Origin of the sequence: Cryobacterium sp. TMT2-10 (assembly GCF_004403075.1) — a bacterium.
In the GTDB taxonomy this organism is placed as follows: domain Bacteria; phylum Actinomycetota; class Actinomycetes; order Actinomycetales; family Microbacteriaceae; genus Cryobacterium; species Cryobacterium shii.
Genome location: NZ_SOGW01000088.1, coordinates 117319 through 136393, shown reverse-complemented (window position 1 = coordinate 136393; position 19075 = coordinate 117319). Strand labels below are relative to the sequence as shown.

Here is a 19075-nt window from a genome sequence, read left to right as displayed (position 1 = left end):
CTGACCCCGGTCCTGACTGACCCCGGAGCGCGAAAAACCCCGCCGAACCGTGAGTTCGGCGGGGTTTTCCGGCCTGAAAAGCGGTAAAGCTCACGGCTCGGTGAACCGCGACTGCCGGGTTACTCGCGGACGGCGGACTGCACCGGGGCTGCCCCGACGCCGCGAATCAGCGGCGTGTGGAAGGTGCCGCCGAAGACCCGCTCGCTCGCACCGACACGGTCGAGATACGGGGTCACCCCGCCCATCTGGAACGGCCAGTTGGCGCCGAGGATCATGCACAGGTCGATGTCCTCGGCCGCGTGCACGACGCCGTCGTCCAGCATCCGCTTGATCTCGTCCGCGAGGCCGTCCTCGACCCGGCGCAGGATCTGCTCGCCGGTCATAGGGGCGGTTCCGCCCGCGACGATCTTGATCGCGCCCTTGTCGAAGCCCTTGGCCTTGCCCTTGGCGTCCCGCTCGATGACGGTGCCGTGCTCGGCCAGCCGGTGCAGGTTCTCGCTCTCGAAGAACCGGTCGGGGAAGGCGGCGTGGTGGGTGTCCAGCACGTGGGCGCCGACCTTGAGGCCAACGAGTTCGAGCAGCTCGAACGGGGTCATCGGCATCCCGAACTTGGCCAGGGACCCGTCGACGACCTCGAACGAGGTGCCGGTGTCGACGGCGTGCATGGCCTCGCCGAGCAGCTTAGCCAGCAGCCGGTTGACCACGAACCCGGGGGTGTCCCGGGTGATGACCGCGTTCTTGCGGAGCTTGGCCGCGACGACCATCGCCGTCGACAGGGTGACGTCGTTGGTCTCGGGTGTGTTCACTACCTCGATCAGCGGCATGACGGCCACCGGGTTGAAGAAGTGGAAGCCGACCAGGCGTTCCGGGTGGGCCAGCTTCGCACCGATCTGTTCGACCGAGAGCGACGAGGTGTTGGTGGCCAGGATCGCGTCGGGGGAGATGTGCTTCTCGATCTCCGCGAAGACGTCCTGCTTCACGCCGAGCTCCTCGAACACGGCCTCGATCACCCAGTCGGCGTCGGCGAACTGAGCCTTGTCCGTGGTGCCGGTGACCAGGGCGCGGAGCCGGTTCGCCTCGTCGGAGGAGATGCGCTTCTTGGTCTCGAGGGCGAGGATCTCGCCGTGGATGTAGGCCACACCCTTGTCGACCCTGGCCTGGTCGAGGTCGGTGATGACTACAGGCACCCGCAGCCGACGCACGAAGAGCAAGGCGAACTGGCTGGCCATCAGCCCGGCGCCGATGACGCCCACCTTCTTGATCGGGCGGGCGAGGGCCTTGTCCGGAGCTCCGGCCGGCCGCTTGGCCCGCTTCTGCACCAGGTTGAAGGCGTAGATGCTGGCCTGCAGCTGGTCGCCGGCGATGAGCTCGGCGAGGGAATCGTCCTCGCGTTCGAATCCCTCCTGGCGGGTGCCGCTCTTGGCGGCCTTGACGAGATCGAGGGCGATGTAGGGCGACCGTGCGACGGTGCCGATGCGGCTCTCGAGCATCTTGCGCGCGATGCCGACGGCGACGTCCCATTTCACGAGCCGCTCGACCTTGCCGGGCAGGTTGGGCCGGGCGACCTTGATGGTGCCGGAGATGACCCCGTCGGCCCATTTGATGGACTGTTCGAGGAACATGGCCGAGTCGAACTGCACGTCGGCGATGCCGAGCTCGAGGGCATCCGCGGCCTTGAGCACGCGGTGCTTGAGCGGATTTTCGATGATCACCTTGAGCGCGTTCTCGATGCCGATCAGGTTGGGCAGCAGGTACGAGCCGCCCCAACCCGGGATCAGCCCGAGTGAGACCTCGGGCAGCCCGATCGCCGGAGCGGTGGCGTCGACGGTGCGGAAGTCGGCGTTCAGGGCGATTTCGAGCCCGCCTCCCAGGGCCATCCCGTTGATGAACACGAAGGAGGGAACGCCCAGTTCGGCCTGCTTGCCCAGCGCGTAATGGCCCAGCTGGGCCAGCAGCTTGCCCGTCGCGAGCGACGGGATCTCGCTGACCTTGCTCAGGTCGGCGCCGGCGGCGAGGTAGAACGGCTTGCCGGTGACGGCCACACCGTGGATGTCGCCGAGGGCGGCACGCTCCCGGAGCAGGTCCATCGTCATGCCGAACTCGAGCAGGGTGACCGGGCCGAGGGTGTTCGGACGGGTGTGGTCCCTGCCGTTGTCGAGCGTGACGAGCGCCAGGGTCCTGCCCCCGGACAGTGGGACATCCCGCACGTAGGAGTGGGTGACGACCTCATCGGCCGACAGCTCGACCAGCGGGGTGAAATCGAGTTCTGAATAGTTGCTCATCGCTTGCTTGCCTTCCGGTTGAAGTTCGGGTTCTCCCAAATCACGGTGCCGCCCTGGCCGAGGCCGATGCACATGGCCGTCAGACCGTAGCGGACCTCCGGGTGCTCGCTGAACTGGCGTGCGAGCTGGTTCATCAGGCGCACGCCGGAGGAGGCGAGCGGGTGTCCGATGGCGATCGCGCCGCCGTACTCGTTCACCCGCGGGTCCTCGTCGTCGATGCCGAAGTGGTCGAGGAACGAGATGACCTGAACGGCGAAGGCCTCGTTGAGCTCGAACAGGCCGATGTCGGTGATGCTCAGGCCTGCCTTGCGCAGCGCCTTCTCGGTGGAGGGGACGGGGCCGAGGCCCATGACTTCCGGTTCGACGCCGGCGAAGGCGAAGCTGACCATTTTCATCTTGACGGTCAGGCCGAGGTCCTTGGCGGCCTTGCCGCTGGCGAGCAGGCAGGCGCTGGCGCCGTCGTTGAGCCCGGATGCGTTGCCGGCCGTGACCCGTCCGTGGGGGCGGAACGGGGTCTTGAGGGACGCGAGGCCCTCCAGCGTAGTCTCGGGGCGGGGAGCCTCGTCCTGGGTCGCGAGACCCCACCCGGCGTCGCTCCGGATCGCCACCGACACCAGGTCGGGCTGGATCTTGTCGGCGGCGTAGGCTGCGGCGACCTTCTGCTGGCTGCGCAGGGCGAACCGGTCGGACCGCTCCTTGGTGTACGACGGGAACCGGTCATGGAGCCGCTCGGCCGTGGCGCCCATGTTGAGGGCGTCTTCGCTGACGAGCCGCTCGAGCAGGAAGCGCGGATTCGGGTCTGCTCCGGAACCCATCGGGTGGCGACCCATGTGCTCGACGCCGCCGGCGATGGCCAGGTCGTAGGCGCCGAAGCCGATTCCCGCGCCAAGGGTGGTGACGGCGGTCATGGCGCCCGCGCACATCCGGTCGATGGCGAACCCGGGTACCGACTTCGGCAGTCCGGAGAGAAGTGCCGCCGTGCGGCCGAGGGTGAGTCCCTGGTCGCCGGTCTGGGTGGTGGCGGCGATCGCCACCTCGTCGATCCGTTCCCCGGGGACCGACGGGTTGCGTTCAAGCAGCCCGATCATGGCCTTGACCACGAGATCATCCGCCCGGGTGTTCCAGTACATGCCCTTTTCGCCGGCGCGTCCGAACGGGGTGCGAACCCCGTCCACAAACACGACTTCTGCTCTATCGGCCACTTTGCCTCCATCAATCGATCAGGTGTCGGTCGATCCTAAGGGGGAGCAGAAGGGGGGTCGAATCCTTGGACGGTTTCTACGAATCCGTTTCCGGGGGGACCTCGATCGTTTGGTGGACTTCGACAAAGGCATCGGCGATCCGTTGTGCAGTCACGTCAATCTGCCAGGCGCGGGCGCCCAGCCTCCCGAGCGCCTCACCGATGGATTCGGGGTCGATGGTCTCGGGCGGCGTCCAGGCCACCCGGCGCACGTAGTCGGGCGTGATCAGGTTTTCGAGGGGGATCGCCAGCTGTTCCGAGACCTCGGTCAGGGCAGTGCGGGCGGCCTTGTAGCGCAGGTCGGCCTCCGGATTGCGATCGGCCCAGGCGCGCGGCGGCGGGAGCAGGTCCGCGTTGCCGCGCAGGGAGGGCAGGTCGGTCGAGGCCACCCCCTCGAGGATGGCGCCCCACCAGCGATCGAGTTCGCTTCGGCTGGCACGACCGCTGAACTCCCGGAGGTCGGCGAGGGCCTGTTTGGACGCGGGCATCGCGCGTGCGGCGGCGGTCAGGGATGCGTCCGGTACGAGCCGGCCGGGGGAGATGTCGAGCTCCTGGGCCAGACGGTCGCGGGCGAGCCAGAGCTCGCGGGCCACAGCAAGGCCTCGCTGGCCGCGGATCGAGTGCACGCCGGAGAGCCGCCGCCAGGGTTCGGGGCTGACGGCTTTGACCTCGCGGGCGAGCACGGCGGCGAATTCCTGGGCGGCGATGTCGGTTTTCAGGTCCGTTTCGAGCATCTCGGTCATGCGGTCACGCAGATCGGGGAGCAACTCGACGTCGAGCGCGCCGTACACCAACCAGGCTTCCGGCAGCGGCCGGGTCGACCAGTTGGCGGCGGAATGTTCCTTGGCCAGGTGGATGCCGAGCAGCTCTTCAACGACTGTGCCGAGACCGACCCTCGGAATGCCCAATAGGCGCGCGGCCAGCTCGGTGTCGAAGATGCGCTTCGGGTCGAGGCCGACCTCGCGCAGGCAGGCGAGGTCCTGGCTCGCGGCGTGGAAAATCCATTCCTCGCCGCCGAGGGCCTCGTTGAGTTCGCGGAAGTCGCCGATCGCGGGCGGGTCGAACAGGAAGGTGCCGGCACCCCTGCGGAAGATCTGGATCAGGTAGGCACGCTGGGAGTACGTGAACCCGGAGGCGCGCTCGGCATCGATGCCGATCGGTCCGGTGCCGCCGCGAATGGCTGCGGTCGCCGTCAAGTAGGCATCCCGCGTGTCGATCACTGTGTGATCAGCCACGACCGGTTCGGCGTGTGGACAACATGCTGACTCCTTCGCCAGTGGGGGGAAGGCCTGCGAGCATGCAGAGCAGCTCGCCCCATCCTTCGACGTGGGCGGCGAGATTGTGGTCCAGCGGCGTCCACGAGGCGCGCAGTTCGATCTGCGCACCATCGCCCTGCCTGGCAAGTTCGCCGAAGCCTGACGAAATAATCTTAGTCGCCGTGCCTGATGCCGCGGAATACCGAGCTCCGTGGGCGGCCAGTGCATCGACTAGCCACGCCCAGGCGACCTCGGCCAGGAACGGGTCCAGGCCGATGTCCGTCTCCAGGGGAGCCTGCGCAAAACAGACCACACGGAAGGGTCCGCCCCAGGCCTCGGGTTCCTCCGGGTCGTACAGCAGGATGAAGCGACCGGTGCCCAGGTCCGAGTTGCCGCCGTGGCGGGCCGGCGTGACGTCGGCCGAGAATGCCACCGCGTGTGGGGCCAGGCTTCCCGTGGCCGTGATCTCGTTCACCACGAGTTCCGCCCGGATGCGTGCGCGACGAATCGACGTCAGGGCAGCGGCAAACTCCGGGGGGAGCGTTTCCTGTGTTTCGGGCACGTGTGCAGACTAGAGTTTTTTCCGGGCGGTGTCTGCGAGGCACGCCGGGCAGGGGCAAGAGCTATGCGAGCAGCACACGGGCGGGCCGAAAGTGCGGTGAAGGTCATCGCGACCGCCGGGTTGATCGTCGCGGGCGTCGGCGTCGCAGCCGGCGTTGGAATCAGCGCCCTGATGGCCGTGATGGCCCGCCGGATCGTCACGCCGTCGACGAAGAGCGACGAGGATGTGCGCGTGTACGCCGTCGACCTCGCGGCCGGGACCATCGCGTTGCAGTCGACTCCGGACTCCGTTCTTCGCGGGGACTACAGCTTCTGGTTCTCGGCCAGCAGCGGCCACGCCCACGTGGGGGAGATCCTGCGGCAGACGTCCGATCGGGTGACCCGGCGCATCCTGCGCGTCGACTACGGTGATCTCGCGGCGGCCGTGCGAGGCCGGCTGGCCGGGTACTCCTTCCTCGGCCCGTGGGACCTCGGCGTCGAGTTCGAAGACGTGAGCGTTCCCACCGGCGCGGGTGAGGCGCCGGCCTGGCTGGTGGTTCCGCCCGAGCCGGACGGTCGCTGGGTGATCCAGGTGCACGGTCGTGGCGTTCAGCGCCAGGAGACGCTTCGCGCGGTGCCGGTGTTCCGATCCCTCGGCTACACCTCTCTTCTGGTCTCGTACCGCAATGACGGGGAGGCGCCCGGCAGCGCGGACGGCCGGTACTCCCTGGGCGACACGGAATGGCTCGACATCGAGGCGGCGATCGCGTTCGCCGCGGGCCGGGGCGCCACCGAGATCGTGCTGATGGGCTGGTCGATGGGAGGCGCCATCGTGTTGCAGGCCGCGACTCGATCGATGCTGCGCCACCTGGTGGTGGGCATCGTGCTCGATTCGCCCGTCATCGACTGGGCCGACGTCGCCCGGTTTCAGGGCGGCACCCTCGGGCTGCCCGCCGTTGTCGCCAGCGGGGCCCTGGAGGTTCTCGGCCGGCGTTGGGGCGGCCTGGTCACGGGCCAGGCCGGCCCGATCGACTTCGCCCGGCTGGACTTCGTGACCCGCGCAGCCGAGCTGGACCTGCCGGTGCTGCTGATGCACAGCGATGACGACGGATACGTGCCGGCGACCGGTTCCCGGGCCCTGGCGGAGCGGCGCCCCGACATCGTGACGTTCTTGCCCTTCGCCGTCGCCCGGCACACGAAATTGTGGAATTACGACCGCGAGGGGTGGAATCAGGCGATCACGAACTGGTTGGGCGAGATCTCTCCCACCGGGCGTACGTCGCACCCTGATCGTCCAGCAGGAGCTGCCGAAGGCTGAAACGGCTCGTAACGGCCTGATCCGACTCGAGCAGCGCGCGGCTGCCGAGCACGATCTGGGGGCTGGTGGACAGGCAGAGTTCGTCGACGAGGTCTGCGGCGAACAGACGCCCAGCCAGGACGGGCCCTCCCTCGCACACGATCCGGGTGAGGCCTCGGGAGTGCAGGGCGTCAACGATGGCGGCCGGGCGAAGGAGCCCGTCCACGTCGTCGACCACAACGATGGTGGCGCGGTTCGTCCCGTCGACGGCCTCCACCCGGCCGACCGCGGAGCGGGGGCAGAGGATGTACACCGGCCGGACCGACGTGGTGGCTGAGGCGTGGAGTCGGTGCCCGCCGAGGTTTCCGGTGGACGTGACGACGGCGAGGGCAGCCCGGGCCGGCACGACGTAGCCTTCCGCCCGCACGCTGCCCGCGCCGACCAGGACGACGTCGGACAATTCCCGGATCACGCCGAGGATGCGGCGGTCCTGCTTGCTCGAGAGGGACTCCGAGGTCCCGTCCGCGCCGGCGACGCTGCCGTTCAAACTGCCGATCATATTGACTCGGAGGTAGGCATCCGTTTCAGGCGCGTAGCGTGCCAGCAGCCAGTCGCGGCCCGCGGGGTCGAGCCCGTCGACCGCGCGGGCGATGTCCTCGGCCGCGCGGGGCTCCGGGAAGACCCGGGTCAGGGTCACGCAGGGTCCTCACGCAGTCGCCGCTTGGTGCGGGCGAGCATGGCGGTCATGCCGCGGATCCGCAGGGGCGATACGGCCTTCGTCAGGCCGATCGAACTCGGGTAGTCGTCTGGAACCAAGAGCACTTCCGCCCGGCTCAGACCCGACAGCCCCTGGGCCAGGATCGACGCGAAGCCTCGGGTCGTCGGGGACTCCCGGGGTGCCGTGGCGTACAGGTGCACCGCGTCATCCTCCACCTCGACGAACATGAACACGGGGGACTGGCACTCCACGACGCGTTCGAGCAGGTCGGGGTGTTCCTCATACCGTTTGGGCAGCGCCGGCAGCGCATCGGCGAATTCGAGCAGCAGCAGCAGGCGGTCCTGCTCCTCGAGTGCGAGGAAGTCGTCGCGGATCTCGGCCAGTTTCTCAGGCAGTTCGGTGGAAGTCATCGAAGACAAGTCTGCCATGCGCCCGATTCAGCGGGGCCGGGCGGGGAGGTACACGAGGGTGCGGGGTTCGGCGACTTCCGTGCCGTCGAGGTAGGTCTCCCAGGGCGGACCCGTCGCTTCCGTCACAGTCTGGGAGCCGGCTTCCCCGAACGAATTCGACGGAGATTTTGCCCGTATCGGCCCGGAAGCTCCGTAAATCACTGTTTTAGGACAAGATCTCCGTCGAATTGGTTCTACGCCGGATAGTCCGCTCCGCTGTGGAACGGCGGCCCCACCTGGGCGCGGCGGGTCCGACTGTGCGTGGACCGCGCAATCGCCCGTCGGCTCCGGCGGGTTCAGCTCCTAGCGCGGGGCGGGGGCCGCGCCCGGCTCGGCGCCCACGGCGATCGGCACGTGCACGGCATTGCCCCACTCGGTCCAGGATCCGTCGTAGTTGCGCACGCCCTCGAATCCGAGCAGGTGCGTCAGGACGAACCAGGTGTGGCTGGACCGCTCCCCGATCCGGCAGTACGCGATGATGTGGTCGCCGTCGGTGAGGCCGGCCTCGCTGCGGTAGATCTCGTCCAGTTCGCTCCGAGCCCGGAATGTGGCGTCCGGGGCCGCGGCGCGGGCCCAGGGCACGGATGCCGCCGACGGGATGTGGCCGCCGCGGAGGGCGCCTTCCTCGGCGTAGTCGGGCATGTGGGTGCGTTCGCCGGTGTACTCCTCGGGGGAGCGCACGTCGATCAGGGGGTTGCCGAAGTGCGCGAGGACGTCGTCACGGAAGGCGCGGATGGGCGCGTCGTTGCGCTCCACCAACGGGTACTCCGCGGGAGTGATGACCGGACGGTCGCGGGTCAGTCCGCGTTCCTCCGCGATCCATTTCTCACGTCCGCCGTCGAGGAGGCGCACGTCCTCGTGTCCGAAGAGGGTGAACACCCACAGGGCGTAGGCCGCCCACCAGTTGCTCTTGTCGCCGTAGATGACCACGGTCGTATCGCGGGAGATTCCCTTGCCGCCGAGAATCGCGGCGAAGGCCTCGCTGCCCACGAAATCACGCTCAACGGAGTCGTTGAGGTCGGTGTGCCAGTCGATCTTGACGGCGCCCGGGATGTGTCCGGTTTCGTAGAGCAGCACGTCTTCGTCGGACTCCACGACGACCAGGCCGGGACTGCCGAGGTGGGTCTGCAGCCACTCCGTGCTCACCAGCCGCTCGGGGTGGGCGTAGGCAGCGAACTTCGGTGCCGGATCGAGATCAACGGGCATGGGGAAACCTCCTGGCGAGCGTCCGAAGACACCGGAATGGATTGAGCGCGGTTTAGGCTGGTCAGCGGCCCGCGTTCGAATCTACGCGGTATGGGTTGTGATCGCATTCGCGCCGCAGTACTTCGACGCCGACGCTCCGACCGTGACGAATCCGACCAGAAAACGGGTATTCCAGCATGGCTCCACACGCCCTCCGTCAGGTGCACCGTTTGGCTGACCGCTCTCCGAGCATCACCGGGTCGGAGATCGTGGCGGAGCTCGTGCCGCCGCCCCAGTTCGAGCACGCCTCCTTCGAGTCGTACCGTCCGGACCTGAATTTCCCGTCGCAGCTCGAGGCGGTCGAACGCCTGAACACGTTCGCGGGGGCCTGGCTGCCCCAGCGGCCCAGCGGGTTCTTCTCCCGCACCCGCAAGGCCAAGCCCGAACTCCCGGGGATCTACCTGGACGGCGGGTTCGGTGTGGGCAAGACCCACCTCCTCGCCGCGCTCTGGCACGCTGCACCCGGCCCCAAATACTTCGGCACCTTCATCGAGTACACCGCGCTGGTCGGGGCCCTCGGCTACGCGGCGACCGTCAAGCAGCTGTCCGGCGCCAGACTGATCTGCATCGACGAGTTCGAACTCGACGACCCGGGCGACACGATGCTGATGACCCGGCTGCTGGGCGAGCTCGTCGCCTCGGGCACCCGGGTCGCGGCCACCTCCAACACGCCGCCGAACTCCCTCGGCGAGGGCCGATTCGCGGCGATCGATTTCCTGCGCGAGATCCAGGCGATGTCCGCCAATTTCGAAATCGTGCGCATCGACGGGCTGGACTATCGCCGCCGTGACATCGAGGGCCATGCCATCGCCGTGAGCCGGGACGAGCTGGACCAGATGGTGCCGGCGCTGGTCGAACGCGGCTCCGCGGTGACCCTGGACGATTTCGGCGCGTTGATCCGTCATCTCAGCACGGTGCATCCGTCGAAGTACATCAAGATGATCCACGGAATCGACGTCATTGCCCTGTCCGACGTCTACCTGCTGACCGATCAGACGGATGCGCTGCGCCTGGTGGCCTTCATCGACCGCGTTTACGACGCGGAGATTCCGATCATCGCCAACGGACAGCCCCTGAACGAGGTCTTCGACCAGGAAATGCTCTCCGGCGGCTATCGCAAGAAGTACCAGCGGTCCCAGTCGCGCCTGGTGGCGCTGACCACGGGAGAGCTTCCGCCGCACGACTGACCCGGGCCGGCCCGGTGGCCGTCTGGCGGGAAACGCGATGTTAACACCGTCGCACGGCGCGTAACGCGGCCGAAACATACCGGCGCACTTCCCGAAACCTGACAACTCCAAACTGACTCTGTACCCGCCGAGACACGATCAATGCTCACCCTGTGCACGTCGACGGCAATCACTGTTAGTTAGAGAGAGGTAACCATATCCATGGTTGAACTGTCAGTCCTGATGAACGCCACAACAGACGAAATAAGCCTGAACGTCAACTCCCTGTGGCTTCTCGTCGCGTCAGCCCTCGTGCTCCTGATGACTCCCGGTGTTGCCTTCTTCTACGGCGGCATGGTCAAGGCCAAGAGCGTCATCAGCATGATGATGATGAGCTTCGGCGCCATGGGCGTCGTCGGCGTGCTGTGGGTCGTCTTCGGTTACGGGCTCGCCTTCGGGCCTCCGCTCATCCCCGGCTTCCTCGGCGACCCGACCAGCTTCCTCGGCCTGACCGGCCTGCTCGGCGCCGGCGAAGACGGAACGCTGAACCCCGACCTGAACGGGCTGGCGTTCGCCGGCTTCCAGGCCACCTTCGCCATCATCACTGTGGCCCTGATCTCCGGAGCGATCGCCGACCGTGCGAAATTCGGCGCCTGGCTCATCTTCGCCGCCGTCTGGTCGACGCTGGTCTACTTCCCCGTCGCATACTGGGTCTTCAACCTCGCCGACGGCTGGGCTCCGGCCGCCCTCGGAGTCAACGACTTCGCCGGTGGAACCGCCGTGCACATCAACGCCGGTGCAGCCGGCCTCGCTCTGGCCCTGGTGCTCGGAAAGCGCGTCGGCTTCAAGAAGGGCATCTCCAAGCCCCACAACGTTCCGCTGACCCTTCTCGGTGCGTCGCTGCTGTGGTTCGGCTGGTTCGGCTTCAACGCCGGCTCGGAAGCTGCCGTCGACGGTGTTGCCGCCCTCGCCTGGGTCAACACGCTCGTCGCACCCGCCGCCGGCATCCTCGGCTGGCTGATCGTCGAGAAGATCAAGGACGGCAAGCCCACCTCGATCGGTGCGGCATCCGGTGCTGTTGCGGGACTCGTCGCCGTCACCCCGGCCTGTAACATCCTCACCCCAGGCTGGGCGATTGTCCTCGGCGTTCTCGTCGGCGCGGTGTGTGCGGTCGCCATCGACCTCAAGTTCAAGTGGGGCTTCGACGACTCCCTCGACGTGGTGGGCATCCACCTCATCGGCGGCATGATCGGCACCCTGTTCATCGGCATCGTCGGCTCGGGCATCGGCCTGCTCGACACGGGCAGCTTCGCCCAGCTCGGCGTGCAGGCGCTGGCCGCCTTCAGCATCGCGATCTTCTCCTTCGTGATGGCCTACGCCATCGGCTGGGTGATCCAGAAGACGATCGGCTTCCGCATCAACAACGAAGACGAGGTTGCCGGAGTCGACACGATCGTGCACGGCGAAGAGGGCTACGCGCTCGACACCGTGTAGCGGCAGCTCCACTCACCGCACCTGTCGTTCCACGGGCGGCGGCGCATCCGGTTCCTTCGGCTGCGCCGTCGCCCTTCTACACTCCTTGACTGGCTGGCAGAACTGAGCCATGCTCACGATGCTCGCACTGACCCGAACGGTGCGAGCGCTCCGCTCCGGTCCCGTTCAGTCGAGACCGGGGCGGGCCCTCTTTTTTCCCCGGCCCCCAGTTCCATTTTTGATCCGGATGCCGCCGGTGCCGATAGCGTGGACTCACGCACGTCACCGCCGCACCGCCCAGCTCATTCCCGTGCCCGCGCCCACCGGCGCCGGCACGAACGGAAGGATTCCATGTTCGAGTTCCTGCTCAGTCCCATCCCCGGCTTCATCGCCCTGGCGGTCGTCGTTTTCCTGATCGGACTGATCTACGCCAAGACCGTCTACAAGAACGCCGGGCCGGACGAGGCCCTCGTGATCACCGGCAAGAAATCCAAGAAGACCATTGTCGACGGCCAGGCCCTGGAGGAATCCGGTCAACGGGTCGTCCATGGCCAGGGCGTGTTCATCACCCCGTTCTTCCAAAAGGCGTTCAAGATCAGCCTGCGCAGCCGTGCGATCGAGATCACGGCCGTCGCCCAGGACCAGAACGGCGTCACCCTCACCGTCGAGGCCGTCGCGATCGTGAAGGTCGGCGACGACCCGGCAGCGATCCGGGCCGCCGCGCAGCGCTTCCTCGGTCAGGACAAGAACATCGACGGCTTCGCGCAGGAGGTGCTGTCGGGGTCGCTGCGCTCCTCGATCGGTGGCACGAACGTCATGACGATCATCCAGAAGCGGGACGAGCTCGGCTCCTCCGTGCTGGCGACCGCCCGTGAATCCCTCGCCAACCAGGGCGTCGACGTCGACTCCTTCGAGATCAAGGGCATCACCGACGAGAACGACTACATCCGTGACCTCGGCCGGGCCGAGCAGGCCAAGGTGCGGCGCCAGGCCGAAGTGGCCGAGCACCAGGCGAACCGGGAAGCTCAGGAGGCCGCGATCCTGGCCGAGCAGGCCATCGCCGAGGCGCAGAACACGCTCGCGCTGCGCAAGGCCGCCCTGCAGCTGGACACAGACAAGGCCTCCGCCGAAGCCGCCGCGGCCAAGCCGCTGGCCGAGGCCAAGGCCCAGCAGTCCATCGTGCAGCAGCAGGAGCTCACCGCTCAGCGCCGGGCCTCCCTGCGCAAAGCCGAGCTGGAATCCGAAGTGAACGCCATCGCCGATGCCGACGCCTACCGCATCCGGGTGACCGCCGTCGCGGCGGCCGAGGCCGCGGTGGCCGCCGCGAACGCCGATCGGGACAGCCGCATCGCGAATGCCGAGGCGATCCGCGCCGAGGGTCAGGCCAACGCCGACGCCATCCTTGCCCGCGGTACGGCGGAGGCGACCGCCACCCGCCTGTCCGCCGAGGCTGTGGCTGAGCAGAGCGAGGCGCTCATCCAGTTGCGCATGGTGGAGATGCTGCCCGAGATCGCCCGTGAGCTGGCCGCCCCGATGTCGAACATCGACAACCTCACCGTCATTTCCACGGATGGCGCCAGCCAGCTGACCAAGAACGTCGCCTCCGGTTTCACCGAGGTCGACGGGGTGCTGAAGTCGACGATGGGCGTCGGTATCCGGGAGCTTCTCGGCAACCTGGTCGGCGGTGTCGCGGCCGGAGCAGCCGCGGTGAAGGTGTCCACGCCGGTGCCTGCCCTCACGACCGCCCAGCAGGCCGACGTCGACCACGCCCTGGCTGCTCCCGCCGTCGAGGCCTAGCCGCAGAGCCCAGGGGAGACTGTTCGATGACGGATGCTGCGATGGACCCGATCTCGGCGATCGCGCCGCTCCTGGCGGGGCGGGCGGCCGCCAGTCAGCGCTGGTCGCATCTCATGTTCTTGCACTGGCGCGTGGACGCCGCCCTGGTGGCGCCCCTGCTCCCGGCCGGGCTGGTCCCGGACGAGTTCGACGGCACGAGCTGGGTCGGTCTGATCCCGTTCGTGCTCGACCGCGCCACCGTCTTCGGCAGCCCACCGATCCCGTATTTCGGCACGTTCGTCGAGGTGAACGTGCGGCTGTACGCCGTGGACGAACAGGGTCACCGAGGCGTCGTCTTCGTATCCCTCGAAGCGTCCCGCCTCGCAGCCGTGCTCGCGGCCCGCGCCCTGTTCTCGATCCCCTACATGTGGTCCCGCACGCGCCTCGAGGTGTCGTCGGGTCCGGGGAGCACCGGGCAGGGGAGTGCCGGGCCGGAGTTTCACTACACGTCCAGGCGCCATCTGACCGGGTCGGCCCACACGGACATCGTGGTGCGTCCCACCAACCGTCCGGTCGTCGGGGACCTCCTCGCCGATTTCCTGACCGCGCGCTGGGCATTGTTCACCCGCACCCGCGGTCGCACGGTGCACCTGCGCAACCACCACGAGCCCTGGGCGCTCTACGAGGCCGAACTCCTGCGGCTCGACGACACCCTGCTCGCCGTGGCGGGCTTCCCCGGGTTGGCCGAGCGCCCGCCGGATTCCGTGCTCTACGCGCCTGGGGTCACGACCTGGTTCGGGTCGGCCGGCTGAGAGTCGCCGGGTCTGAGTGCAGTGACCGCCGCCGGTGTCGGCAGTTTCAGTATTTCGACTTCTCCTCCACACTACGGGTCTGATCGGTTTATCCACGGTGTCCACGGATGCCGGGCGAGTGTCGGTGGGTGCACATAGCGTGTTCCCCATGAAGCCGTCAATCATCGAAGAGCGAGAGGCCATGGGCCGGCATTTCGACGCGATCGCGGAGGCCGAACGGGACATCGCCGTGGCCTTCGCCCGGCGGGCCGAACGGGTCGAGGAGGCGCGCCGGTTCGGGCAGGCGATCGCCCACCACAAGGCCCGGGTGCCGGGTGCCCGCTGGGATGCCCGCGAGGTGGCCGAGCGGGAGTTCTCCAGCGAGCTGGCCTGCACGATCCGGGTGCCGCAGCGCACGGCGGAGAACCTGGTCGCGGAGTGCCGGGCCCTGGCCGTGGAGCTGCCCGCGACCCGGGCTGCGCTGGCTTCGGGGGAGATCAGCTACCGGCATGCGCAGGTGGTGGTCAATCAGGCGTGGTCGGTGCCGGAGGAAGGGCGCGCGGAATTCGAAGCCGCGGTGCTGAAGTCCGCGGGCACGCTCACCGCGTCGAAGCTGAAGTACAACGCGCGGATTCTGCGGGAGCGGTGGCACCCCGAGACGATCAGGGCCCGGCATCAGAAGTCGGTGAAGGACCGGGCGGTGTTCTTCGAGCCCGAGCCGGACGGCATGGCCTCGCTCACCTTCTACGCGAGTGCGGAGAAGGCGCAGGCCGCCCACGAACGGATCACGCTGATGGCCCTGAGCCTGCAATGCGCCGAGGAAGACCGCACGCTGACCCAGTTGAAGGCGGATGTGTTCGAGGATCTGATCCTGGATGGGGTCACGCCGTCGGGCCTGGGAAAGGGGATCCGGGGTTCGGTGAACATCACGGTCCCGGTGTTCAGCCTCATGGGCCTCAACGACGAACCCGCCCACATGGAGGGTTACGGCCCGATCGACGCGGACACGGCCCGCCGGATCGCTGCCGGCGCGCCGAGCTTCACGCGGCTTCTGGTGCATCCGGAGACCGGGGTGGTGCTCTCAGTGGGCCGGGACAGGTACAAGGTGCCGAAAGACCTCAAGAAGTACTTGCGGGTGCGGGACGAGATCTGCCGGCTCCCCGGCTGCAACCGGTCGGCGGCGCATTCCGACATCGATCATTCGCTCGATTGGCAGTTCAACGGTTTGACCGCGGAGGACAACCTCGCGCACCTGTGTCCGCCGTGCCACGCGCTCAAAAGCGAAACCGGGTGGACCGTGAAACACCTCGAAGATGGTGTCCTCCAGTGGAGGTCACCGAGTGGGCGGGCGTTCATGAGTGAGCCGGCCACGGTCATCCGTGCGGTGGAACCCGAACCTCCGCCGGGGGAGTCCGCGAAGACATCTGTGCCTCAACCCTCGCCGTTCTGACAGTCGCCTTGAGAATCGTTCGAGACCCGGTGCCCGGTTCGCTGGCGTGGCGGCCGGATCAGGCGAGCAGACCGAGGAAGCGTCCGGCGAACCCAGCGCACGCGACCGTCGCGACGAGGAACACGGCCACCCAGATGACACCGGGGATGTGCGTCAGACGCGCCAGCTGGTCGGCGTCGGAGGCGCTGCCGCGGCTCCGTGACCGGGAGCGGTGCAACTCCGCCACGGTGCGCACCGCGCCCAGCAGCAGGAACGCCGTGATCAGCAGGGCGAAGACGCCCTGCACCGGGGGAGAGGCGAACCAGGTGATGCCGAAGATGACGGCCGCCGTGACCAGGACCGACCAGAGCCCGAACCAGTTGCGGATCTGTACCAGCAGCAGTGCCAGGGCAACCAGCAGCAGCCAGAGCAGGCCGATGTCGTAGCCGAGGCTGAGCATCCGTGCAGCGCCGAGCCCCAGGAGAGCGGGCGCCGGATACCCGGCCAGGAGAGTCAGCACCATTCCGGGCCCGCGGGGGCGTCCGCTGCTGACCGTCAGCCCCGAGGTATCCGAGTGCAAACGGATGCCGCCCAGCCGACGCCCGCTCAGCGTCGCCACGACGGCGTGCCCGCCCTCGTGCGCGATCGTGATGACATGGCGCCCGATGCGCCACAGACCCGGCACCAGCACGAGCAGGGCGGCGGCCGCGATGGTCAGCCAGGCCGTGGCCGCCGGCAGCGGTTCGTTGCGTGCGGAGAGTTGCCCCCAGAGTGCGACCAGCCCGTCCATGGTTGTCAGCCTAGGTCACGAAGCGAACCCCCTAAACTTCTCCGTGGGGGGTCATCAAGCAGGCTGATGAGGCTAGTCCCCATATCTCTGGAGACGCCCATGCTCGCGAACCTCATCATCGCCGTCGCAGCCAACCCCGGCCCCTTCGTCGAACCCAACCAGACTGCCGGCGAGTCCGCCCCGGTGCACGCTGCTCTGATCGCGTTGATTCCTCTCACTGGCCTGCTGGTCATCGCGGTCCTGCTCTGGTACCTCGTGCATAGCAGCTACGTCAAATTCCAACGGGCCACACTCATCGCCATTGGCGTGCTCGCCGTCCTCATCGCCGCCAACATCGTGGGCCTCTCCGTCGCCTACAACGCTGAGGTCCGCGGGATCGCCGCAGCGACCGCGCAGGCTGAAGCCGACTACAGGGAATCGGTGATCACGTTTCTCTCAGAGGACTACGGGATCACCGTCGGCGGCAAGGCGGCCGGGGAGCTCATCGCCGGACACAGCGTCACGGTGCTTCACGAGGGCGTGGACACACTGGTTGAAGTCGACGTGGACGGCAGCGACAAAATGGTGGTGTACCTGCCCGATAGACGGACGCTGGCACCGGTCCAGTAGGCCGCGGCAGGGTGGAAACAAAAAAACCCCGGAGAACCGGGGTTTTTTGTTGTGGGCGATACCGGACTCGAACCGATGACCTCTTCCGTGTGAAGGAAGCGCGCTACCAACTGCGCCAATCGCCCATTGTGGTAAAAACTGTGAAAGAACTGCAACCACGAGTCTTGATACTAGCCCAGAGCGGGGACGCGGCGCACATCGAGAGGGCCGCAACACGCCGGGGCGGCTCGGTTTGAAAATGCACGGGAGTATCGGCTAGAGTCTTCAAGCGCGCAGAAATGCGCGCAGTTGCGGATGTGGCGCAGTGGTAGCGCATCACCTTGCCAAGGTGAGGGTCGCGAGTTCGAATCTCGTCATCCGCTCGAATTGGATCGGTCGCAAGTCCGGTTCTTTTTGATATGTACCCTATGTGGTGGGTTGGCCGAGAGGCGAGGCAACGGCCTGCAAAGCCGTGTACACGGGTTCGAATCCCGTATCCACCTCCAGACTTGAGAAAATTCAAGATCTGGGCGATTGGCGCAGCGGTAGCGCGCTTCCCTGACACGGAAGAGGTCACTGGTTCGATCCCAGTATCGCCCACAGATGAACCCCCGGCTCGCCGGGGGTTTTTTCTTTGCCCCTGGACGTCCTGGGGAACACCGGTCGCGCCCGCGTCGATCCTGATCGACGGGCGACCGGCACGAGTTCGCAAGCCGACCGGCAACAGGAAAAGGCCTGGTTAACCTTTGTTTTTTCTGCCTCACCGGGCAGAATCACCGGGGAGGGTGCGGCGGGCGCGGCCGGAATCGGCTAGAGTCTTTCAAGTCAGCGGAAACGCAGACACAGTGCGGATGTGGCGCAGTGGTAGCGCATCACCTTGCCAAGGTGAGGGTCGCGAGTTCGAATCTCGTCATCCGCTCGAATTGAATCGGTCGAAAGGCCGTTTCTTTTTGGTATGGACCCTATGTGGTGGGTTGGCCGAGAGGCGAGGCAACGGCCTGCAAAGCCGTGTACACGGGTTCGAATCCCGTATCCACCTCCAGACTTGGAGAAAATTCAAGATCTGGGCGATTGGCGCAGCGGTAGCGCGCTTCCCTGACACGGAAGAGGTCACTGGTTCGATCCCAGTATCGCCCACAGATAAACCCCCGGCCCGCCGGGGGTTTTTTCATCCCACGATGTTGTTTTCCGCGCGCTGCGCTGGCCCAGGGCGCGATGGTGTCATCCGGACGGGGGATACCGCTCCGGCCGGCCGTGCACCAGTCTCGACGGGGAGGATCGTTCATGGAGTGGTTGGTGCCGTTTGTGCTCCTCGCAGTTTGCGTCCTCGTCGTCACGGCGTGGCTGACGCGAGTGGCCAACTACGCTCCGGTGAGCCTGAGGCCTCCCAGTCGCCGGATCTCGGACGCGCCGGTGCGGCAACGGGTTCCCGCACTGCCCCCGCAGCAGCCGGCCCCCCTCCGCAGCTCCGTCGCCGGCGACCTTCTGTCCAGCCAGGACGGCGACCGCCTCCTCGTCGCTGACATCCGCGGCCTCCCGCCGCTCTATCTACAGCACCGTGCCGGGGAACTCTGGCTGACCGAATCGACGACCGGCCGGCTCGTCGGTCTCGGCGACCGTAGCCTGGCGGGACTGGGAATCTGGATCATCTGGCTACGCAACATCGACTCCCGCACGATCGTGGCGAGGGAAGGGCTGCTGCACCCCGGGGCGACCGTGCGTCTCCAGCGGGACCCGGGCCCGCTCTGCGGTGCGAACGGCATCTCGGTGCATGCGGCGACCGGCCGGCGGGTGGGCTGCGTCAGCCCGCTGATCGCAGCCAGGCTCACCCGCGTACTCGATGCAGGCACCACGCTCCAGGCGGTGGCGGTCGCGTTCACCCCCAGCCCGCCGCAAGCGGGCCCGCCGAAAGCCGGCCTGGACTGATCAAGGTTCTGGCCGCGTCCCCGGACACCCTCGCCCACCTGTCCCGCCGGCTGCCCTGACCCGCGGGAGGAGGGACCGGGCCACGTGCGCCGCTAAAGTTGGAGGGGTT

General features: G+C 67.4%; 16 protein-coding genes and 7 tRNA genes. 14 read left to right on the top strand and 9 right to left on the bottom strand.

Going from position 1 to position 19075, the window contains the following annotated elements; translation table 11 throughout:
• Positions 1-119: 119 nt before the first annotated feature.
• From E3T37_RS10575 to E3T37_RS10560, 4 genes are all read right to left on the bottom strand, one after another.
• The gene (locus E3T37_RS10575) at positions 120-2282 is read right to left on the bottom strand and encodes a 3-hydroxyacyl-CoA dehydrogenase NAD-binding domain-containing protein (protein ID WP_134366740.1); all 2163 of its coding nucleotides are present in this window, start codon (positions 2280-2282) and stop codon (positions 120-122) included.
• Entirely contained in the window at positions 2279-3484 is a 1206-nt protein-coding gene (locus E3T37_RS10570) for a thiolase family protein (RefSeq protein WP_134366739.1), read from the bottom strand. Before E3T37_RS10570 ends, E3T37_RS10575 begins: the two co-directional genes overlap by 4 nt.
• A 76-nt stretch (positions 3485-3560) precedes the next feature.
• Positions 3561-4757: an HRDC domain-containing protein gene (locus tag E3T37_RS10565; RefSeq protein WP_134366738.1), complete on the bottom strand. Its 1197-nt coding sequence runs from the start codon at positions 4755-4757 to the stop codon at positions 3561-3563.
• Positions 4750-5340 (bottom strand): DUF3000 domain-containing protein, encoded by a 591-nt coding sequence (locus E3T37_RS10560; protein WP_134366737.1) that lies wholly within the window; start codon positions 5338-5340, stop codon positions 4750-4752. Before E3T37_RS10560 ends, E3T37_RS10565 begins: the two co-directional genes overlap by 8 nt.
• A gap of 63 nt (positions 5341-5403) precedes the next feature.
• Here E3T37_RS10560 and E3T37_RS10555 point away from each other — a divergent pair, with 63 nt between their 5' ends.
• Entirely contained in the window at positions 5404-6636 is a 1233-nt protein-coding gene (locus E3T37_RS10555; protein ID WP_134366736.1) for an alpha/beta hydrolase, read from the top strand.
• On the opposite strand, the gene E3T37_RS10550 is transcribed toward E3T37_RS10555, so the two are convergent.
• The 3 genes from E3T37_RS10550 to E3T37_RS10540 all read right to left on the bottom strand — a co-directional run bounded on the left by E3T37_RS10550 (position 6557) and on the right by E3T37_RS10540 (position 8988).
• The gene (locus E3T37_RS10550; protein WP_241978580.1) at positions 6557-7312 is read right to left on the bottom strand and encodes a dihydrofolate reductase family protein; all 756 of its coding nucleotides are present in this window, start codon (positions 7310-7312) and stop codon (positions 6557-6559) included. The two genes, E3T37_RS10555 and E3T37_RS10550, sit on opposite strands and share 80 nt — an antisense overlap.
• A complete protein-coding gene (locus tag E3T37_RS10545) occupies positions 7309-7743 on the bottom strand; it encodes a SufE family protein (protein ID WP_134366735.1) in 435 nt (144 codons plus the stop codon). Before E3T37_RS10545 ends, E3T37_RS10550 begins: the two co-directional genes overlap by 4 nt.
• Before the next feature lie 342 nt (positions 7744-8085).
• Positions 8086-8988, bottom strand: coding sequence for a sulfurtransferase (locus E3T37_RS10540; protein WP_134366734.1), 903 nt, complete (start codon positions 8986-8988; stop codon positions 8086-8088).
• A gap of 176 nt (positions 8989-9164) precedes the next feature.
• On the opposite strand from E3T37_RS10540, the gene zapE reads away from it, so the two are divergent.
• The 5 genes from zapE (at position 9165) to E3T37_RS10515 (ending at position 15683) form a co-directional block, all read left to right on the top strand.
• Positions 9165-10214: a cell division protein ZapE gene (gene zapE, locus E3T37_RS10535; protein ID WP_134366733.1), complete on the top strand. Its 1050-nt coding sequence runs from the start codon at positions 9165-9167 to the stop codon at positions 10212-10214.
• Positions 10215-10415: 201 nt separating this feature from the next.
• Positions 10416-11687 carry an ammonium transporter gene (locus E3T37_RS10530; RefSeq protein WP_241976145.1) on the top strand — a complete coding sequence of 424 codons (1272 nt, stop codon included), beginning with the start codon at positions 10416-10418 and terminating at the stop codon, positions 11685-11687.
• 330 nt (positions 11688-12017) lie between these two features.
• Complete coding sequence (locus E3T37_RS10525) at positions 12018-13463, top strand: flotillin family protein (protein ID WP_134366732.1); 1446 nt, start codon at positions 12018-12020, stop codon at positions 13461-13463.
• A gap of 26 nt (positions 13464-13489) precedes the next feature.
• The gene (locus tag E3T37_RS10520) at positions 13490-14254 is read left to right on the top strand and encodes a YqjF family protein (protein ID WP_134366731.1); all 765 of its coding nucleotides are present in this window, start codon (positions 13490-13492) and stop codon (positions 14252-14254) included.
• 148 nt (positions 14255-14402) lie between these two features.
• On the top strand, positions 14403-15683 hold the full coding sequence (locus tag E3T37_RS10515) for an HNH endonuclease signature motif containing protein (protein WP_134366730.1): 1281 nt from the start codon (positions 14403-14405) through the stop codon (positions 15681-15683).
• A gap of 58 nt (positions 15684-15741) precedes the next feature.
• On the opposite strand, the gene E3T37_RS10510 is transcribed toward E3T37_RS10515, so the two are convergent.
• On the bottom strand, positions 15742-16452 hold the full coding sequence (locus E3T37_RS10510) for a M50 family metallopeptidase (RefSeq protein ID WP_134366729.1): 711 nt from the start codon (positions 16450-16452) through the stop codon (positions 15742-15744).
• 99 nt (positions 16453-16551) lie between these two features.
• Here E3T37_RS10510 and E3T37_RS10505 point away from each other — a divergent pair, with 99 nt between their 5' ends.
• A complete protein-coding gene (locus E3T37_RS10505) occupies positions 16552-17061 on the top strand; it encodes a hypothetical protein (RefSeq protein WP_134366728.1) in 510 nt (169 codons plus the stop codon).
• A gap of 52 nt (positions 17062-17113) precedes the next feature.
• On the opposite strand, the gene E3T37_RS10500 is transcribed toward E3T37_RS10505, so the two are convergent.
• Positions 17114-17186, bottom strand: a tRNA-Val gene (locus E3T37_RS10500).
• Between the two features lie 165 nt (positions 17187-17351).
• Between E3T37_RS10500 and E3T37_RS10495 the strand changes: the two genes are divergently transcribed.
• The 7 genes from E3T37_RS10495 (at position 17352) to E3T37_RS10465 (ending at position 18966) form a co-directional block, all read left to right on the top strand.
• A tRNA-Gly gene (locus E3T37_RS10495) sits at positions 17352-17423 on the top strand.
• Between the two features lie 49 nt (positions 17424-17472).
• Positions 17473-17546: transfer RNA gene (locus tag E3T37_RS10490), tRNA-Cys, on the top strand.
• Positions 17547-17568: 22 nt separating this feature from the next.
• Positions 17569-17640, top strand: a tRNA-Val gene (locus E3T37_RS10485).
• 247 nt (positions 17641-17887) lie between these two features.
• Positions 17888-17959, top strand: a tRNA-Gly gene (locus tag E3T37_RS10480).
• 49 nt (positions 17960-18008) lie between these two features.
• Positions 18009-18082, top strand: a tRNA-Cys gene (locus E3T37_RS10475).
• Between the two features lie 23 nt (positions 18083-18105).
• Positions 18106-18177: transfer RNA gene (locus E3T37_RS10470), tRNA-Val, on the top strand.
• 147 nt (positions 18178-18324) lie between these two features.
• Positions 18325-18966 carry a hypothetical protein gene (locus tag E3T37_RS10465; protein ID WP_134366727.1) on the top strand — a complete coding sequence of 214 codons (642 nt, stop codon included), beginning with the start codon at positions 18325-18327 and terminating at the stop codon, positions 18964-18966.
• Positions 18967-19075: the final 109 nt, after the last annotated feature.